The sequence below is a fragment of the Mesorhizobium sp. M7D.F.Ca.US.004.03.1.1 genome (assembly GCF_003998635.1).
Classification (GTDB): domain Bacteria; phylum Pseudomonadota; class Alphaproteobacteria; order Rhizobiales; family Rhizobiaceae; genus Mesorhizobium; species Mesorhizobium loti.
This window is the reverse complement of the sequence record NZ_RZQG01000391.1, coordinates 1-5,390: the sequence shown is the minus strand read 5'-3', so window position 1 is coordinate 5,390 and position 5,390 is coordinate 1. Positions and strand designations below refer to the sequence as shown.

The 5,390-nt window shown below is 63.1% G+C and carries 7 protein-coding genes; all 7 read right to left on the bottom strand.

Translation table 11 applies throughout. The annotated features are described in order from the left end of the window. The coding region (locus EN935_RS20745; protein ID WP_164771230.1) for a helix-turn-helix transcriptional regulator at positions 1-209 on the bottom strand (209 nt) is incomplete at its 3' end. Between the two features lie 140 nt (positions 210-349). Beyond that, positions 350-1,942 (bottom strand): apolipoprotein N-acyltransferase, encoded by a 1,593-nt coding sequence (gene lnt / locus EN935_RS20740; protein ID WP_127264283.1) that lies wholly within the window; start codon positions 1,940-1,942, stop codon positions 350-352. Positions 1,943-2,045: 103 nt separating this feature from the next. After that, on the bottom strand, positions 2,046-2,516 hold the full coding sequence (locus EN935_RS20735) for a VOC family protein (protein ID WP_127264285.1): 471 nt from the start codon (positions 2,514-2,516) through the stop codon (positions 2,046-2,048). 16 nt (positions 2,517-2,532) lie between these two features. Next, positions 2,533-3,624, bottom strand: coding sequence for a hemolysin family protein (locus EN935_RS20730; RefSeq protein WP_109666361.1), 1,092 nt, complete (start codon positions 3,622-3,624; stop codon positions 2,533-2,535). A 27-nt stretch (positions 3,625-3,651) separates the two neighbouring features. Beyond that, positions 3,652-4,152 (bottom strand): rRNA maturation RNase YbeY, encoded by a 501-nt coding sequence (gene ybeY, locus EN935_RS20725; RefSeq protein ID WP_127264287.1) that lies wholly within the window; start codon positions 4,150-4,152, stop codon positions 3,652-3,654. A gap of 18 nt (positions 4,153-4,170) precedes the next feature. Then, entirely contained in the window at positions 4,171-5,163 is a 993-nt protein-coding gene (locus tag EN935_RS20720) for a PhoH family protein (RefSeq protein WP_023758127.1), read from the bottom strand. A gap of 84 nt (positions 5,164-5,247) precedes the next feature. Beyond that, the coding region (locus EN935_RS20715) for a TRAM domain-containing protein (protein ID WP_127373570.1) at positions 5,248-5,390 on the bottom strand (143 nt) is incomplete at its 5' end.

Sequence of the window (5,390 nt, the reverse complement as noted above, 5' to 3'; positions counted from 1 at the left end):
GGCACGCCGAGTATGGACGCGATCGCCTGCAGACGGCTGGCGCCGACGCGGTTGGTGCCCTTTTCATATTTCTGAATCTGTTGAAATGTGATGCCGAGGTTTTCTCCCAGCTTTTCCTGGCTCATTCCCAGCATGTTGCGGCGAAGCCGGATGCGACTGCCGACATGGATATCAATCGGATTCGGTTTCTTCTTGTTGTCTTCTGTCATTTTTTCCTCGCCGAATTTTTTCGGCTTTCTCTATTTTTTTCCTGCCCAAACGAAGCCGGAGGCAACTGCCCCAACAGAATGATCAACCGGCTTCGAGAAATTTCAGGCGCTTACAGTATGAGTTTCTAATGTGTAGGCTGTCAATTCACCCGTAGCCTTTGCCTTACGTTCAACAATGTGGCGGCGATGGCAAACAGCAACATGATCAGCATTCCGTTAATGCGCCGTTGGCCGGGAGATATGACCGCCTGTTCGGAAATCGGGACATGGGCATCGATGGCGCCGCGGGCGTCGATAGCCAGCGCATCAACGATGCGGCCGCGCGGATCAACGACGGCCGAGATGCCGTTGTTGGCAGCACGCAGCAATGGCAATCCATTCTCCACCGCACGGATCTGGGCCTGCCTGAAATGCTGATACGGACCCGGCGTGTCGCCGAACCACGCATCATTGGTGACGTTCACAATAAGCTGTGCTGACGTTGCGTCAACTGCCACCAGATCGGGAAAGATCACCTCATAACAGATAAATGGCAGTGCGCTGATGCCGTCAGGCAGGGTGATGGCGTGCCGCTCATTGCCGGCCGCGAACGTCATCGGCCCGGCAACCAGCTGCTCGATGCCGAAACGCTCGAGCAGGTCGGAGAAAGGCAGGTATTCGCCGAACGGCACCAGATGAACCTTGTCGACAGCGTCAGTGATTTCACCCTTGTCGTCGATCGCCACCACGGAGTTGTAATAGCGGCTGTCGGCATTCGCGGCCGAGCCGCCTTCCTCGCGGACGACGCCGGCGATCAGCATCTGGCCAGGTCCGAGCATGTCGCCCAGTGCCGTCAATGCGTCCGGACGCTCGGTGAAGAGGAACGGCACCGAGGTTTCGGGCCACAGGATCAGTTGCGGCTTTTCATGGCCAGGGTCCGGCGCCTTGGCCGACAGCCCTATCAAGGTGGCGAAGATACGGTCGCGCACCGAGGCGTCCCACTTTTCCGACAGGTCCACGGCCGGCTGCACGATGCGGACGTCCAGGCTGCGCGCCGCCGGTTTCTCGGGAGCGGCAAGCCTGACATAGCCGAAGCCGACATGGGCAGCGGCAAGCACGACAAACAGCGCCGCGCCGAGGCGAAGATGCCGGCGCGCGGCCAGCAGCGCCGGCAGCGCGAAAACGAACACAGCGAGCGCGTTCATGCCGATCATCCCGGTCACCGAGACGCTCTGCATCAGCAAGGGCACGGGCATGGCCGCGTAGCCGACGGCATTCCAGGGAAAACCGGTGAACAGGAAGCCGCGCAGCCACTCCGTCAGCCCGAAGCCGAAGGCAAGGGCGGCGATGCGGCCGATATCGCTGCTCCACAGCAGGCGGGCAACCATGGCCGCAAAGCCGTAGAAAAAGGCGAGCATGAAGGGAATGCCGACCACCGCGAAGGGAAGCGCCCAGGCGAAGCTGTCGGCCTCAACCAGCAGGGCCGAGCCGATCCACCAGAGGCCGGCAAGGAAATAGCCGAAGCCGAACCACCAGCCGACGGCGAAGGCCGGCCGCAGGCGCCGGAACAGGCTGCCGGAGGCTTCACCGGTGGCGCCGTCGAGCAGCCAGACCAGCAGCGGAAACGAGATGAAACAGGCGGCGAAGAAATCGTAGGGCGCCTGCCCAAGCACGGCAAAAGCGCCTGCGAGAAACGCCACGAGCGCGCGCCGCCAACCCCAAAGCAGAATTATCCGGCCGGCCAGGCGCTCCATGCATACTTCCGAGTCGCGCGAATCAGGACGCAAGATTTAACAGGCCGCGGTCCGCGCTCCAAACGCCGGATGGCAAGCCGTGACGCAAGCCCCGGTCACCGCCCTACCGGTGCCAGCCGTCGATTTGAACACCGCCCAGCCGCTCGGCCTCCTCGCGCGGAACCGAACGGATGGTCTGCGTGAAGGTCCAGACATGGCCCTCGGGATCGCGCGCCCGATACTGGCGCTCGCCGTAGAACTGATCTGTCGGCTCCTGGATTATATCGGCGCCGGCGGCCCGAGCCTGCTCGCAATGTGCGTCGATGCTATCCTTCAGTCTGACATAGACCGATTGCGTGTTCTTGCCCGAGACCGAAGCCGGGCTGGCGACATAATCGGCCCATTCGGAATCGACGATGATGTAGCTGTCGCCGAACCGCATCTCGGCGTGAACAAGTCTGCCCTCGGCATCGCTGACCACCATGCTGCGCGCGAAGCCGAAGGCTGCTTCAAGCCAGTCCAGCGCGGCACGAGGGTCCTTATAGAAAACACCGGAGCCCAGACTGGGATGCTTGAACGGGTCGTCGACAGTCATCGGGCGAGCGTAACGCTCATGCCTGCTCGGTGCGCGCGGCGCGGCGGCGGCGCTCGCCCTTCTGGCTCTGCACGATGCGCACGCGCTTGACGCGGCGCGGATCGGCGTCGAGCACGTGGAACTCGAAGCCGGGTATCGCCTGCACCACCTCGCCGCGCGCCGGAACGCGGCCAAGCGTGTTGAAGATCATGCCGCCGATGGTGTCGACATATTCGCCATGTTCGCCGGCGGCGAAATCCTCGCCGATCATCTTGGCAACATCGTCGATCTCGGCCTTGCCGTCGACGATGAACACGCCGTCACCGCTCTGGGTGATCATCGGCTCGTCGTCGTCATGCTCGTCCTCGATGTCGCCGACCACCATCTCGACGATGTCCTCCAGCGAGGCAAGGCCGTCGGTGCCGCCATATTCATCAATGACCAGCGCCATCTGCGTGCGCGTCGTCTGCATGCGGCCCATCAGATCGGAGGCAAGCATCGACGGCGGCACGAACAGCACCGGGCGGATCAGATTGAGGTCGCCAATGGTGCGCGCGAGGTCGACCTGGGCGAGGTCGAGAACCATGGCGGCCGGGGTTTTCCTGGTCGTGCGGCCCTTCTTGACGCGCGCGATCTTGGTGATGTGGGCCAGCACGTCACGGATATGGACCATGCCGCGCGGATCATCGAGCGTCTCGGAATAGACCGGCATGCGTGAATGGCCGGATTGTTCGAAGGTGCCCAGGAGATCGCCAAGCGTCGTCGTGATCTCGACCCCCTGGATGTCGGCCCGCGGCACCATGACGTCCTCGACGCGCACCTCGCGCAGCCGCAGGATGTTGTTGAGCATGGCGCGTTCGCCGGGCGAGAAGGATTCGGCATCGCTCGTCGTTTCGGCAAGCGCGCCGGCAATTTCCTCACGCAGGCTGGTTCCGTTGCGTTGCCGAAACAGGCCCAAAACGCGGTCGAACAGGGAGGGACCAGCAGGCGATGTGTCGCTGGCAGCGCTGCCGACGCTGGCAGCACCAGGGGTAACGGTACTCGGACTTGATCCCTCTTCCGACGTATCGGAAGCCTTGGTCGCACTGCCGGCGTCGGGGCGGGCGGCAGTATCTGGTTTGTCGTTCATCGTCGTCCGGTCAATTGTCAGATGTAGTTACGCGTAGGGATCGGGAATGGCAAGCCTTGCGAGCGCTGCGCGTTCGATGGCCTCCATCGCCTCGGCCTCAGTGTCGGTCTCGTGATCGTAGCCCAGCAAGTGCAGCAGGCCGTGGATGACGAGATGGGTGATATGGTTCTCGACAGGCTTGTCTTCCAGTGCCGCTTCACGCGCGACCGTCTCGGCGGCCAGCACGATATCGCCGAGCATCGGCGGCAGCGGGCCGCCTTGCGCCAGCGGAAAAGCCGGGAAAGACAAGACGTTGGTCGGCTTGTCCTTGCCGCGCCAGCCAGCGTTGAGGGTACGGATATGGACATCGTCGGAAAAAACGAGGCTGAGTTCGGAACGGCCCGCCACGCCGGTTTCGGCAAAAGCAGCCGTGACAGCGCGGTCGACCAGCCGCGTCAGGCTTGCCTCATCGGGCCAGTTGCCCGCTTCGATCGATATATCGATGTCGACGGGAACATTCCCGCCGCCGGATCTTATGTCCTCAGGCATGAAGCCGCATCGTCAAGATCAATTCTCGGCGCCGAGGCCGCGCGCCAGTTTGGCGTCCCGGTCGTAGGCCCTGACGATTTCCGCCACCAGCGGATGGCGAACCACGTCGCCATCGTTGAAGCGCACGGTGACCGCGCCTGCCACGCCGTCCAGCACCCGCAAGGCTTCGACCAGGCCCGATTTGGTGTTCGAGGGAAGGTCGATCTGGGTCGGATCGCCGGTGACGATCATGCGCGAGTTCTCGCCGAGACGGGTCAGGAACATCTTCATCTGCATCGGCGTGGTGTTCTGGGCCTCGTCGAGGATGACGGCGGCATGCGCCAGCGTGCGGCCGCGCATGAAGGCGAGCGGCGCTATCTCGATCACTTCGGCGGCAATGGCGCGCTCGACCTTGTCGGCCGGCATCATGTCGTAGAGCGCGTCATAGAGCGGCCGCAGATAGGGATCGACCTTCTCCTTCATGTCGCCCGGCAGAAAGCCGAGCCGCTCGCCGGCCTCGACCGCCGGCCGCGAGAGAATGATGCGCTCGACCATGCCGCGCTCAAGCAGCATGGCCGCATGCGCCACCGCCAGATAGGTCTTGCCGGTGCCGGCCGGGCCGATGCCGAACACCAGTTCCGACCGTTCCAGCGCCCGCATATAGGCGTCCTGGTTCAGCGAGCGGGCATAGATCGTCTTCTTGCGGGTGGCGATCTGGGCGGCGGAGACCTTGCCCTTGCGTTCCAGCGTGGGCAAGGTCAGCTGGTCATCGGCGGCGATCGCCATGCGCACGGCGCCGTCGACGTCGGACTGGCCTATATCGACGCCCTTCTGGAGAATGCCGTAGAGATTGTCGAGCGCACGGCGCGCCTGCTCGGCGGCTGACGCCGAGCCCTTGATGGTCAATTGGTTACCGCGCGAGCGGATGTCGACGCCCAGCTTCTGCTCAAGCCTGGCGAGGTTTTCGTCGAACTGACCGTAGAGGGCGCTGGCAAGCTTGTTGTTGTCGAAAGTCAGAACGATGTGCGCCATGTCAGAAGCCCCAGATGCCGGTACCGGGGGCAGGTTCTTCAGCTCTGCTGCGCTCAACCGTCTCTCCTCATCTGCCGAGACCCCTCAGGCCAATTCGGCGAACAGGCTATTGTAACCTGTCTTCGTGATTCGCACCTGGATAATGTCACCGATTTCGCCGGCCTTTTCATCAACAATAACCGGCTGCAGCCAGGGCGAGCGGCCGACCTTCTGGCCAGCCTGACGGC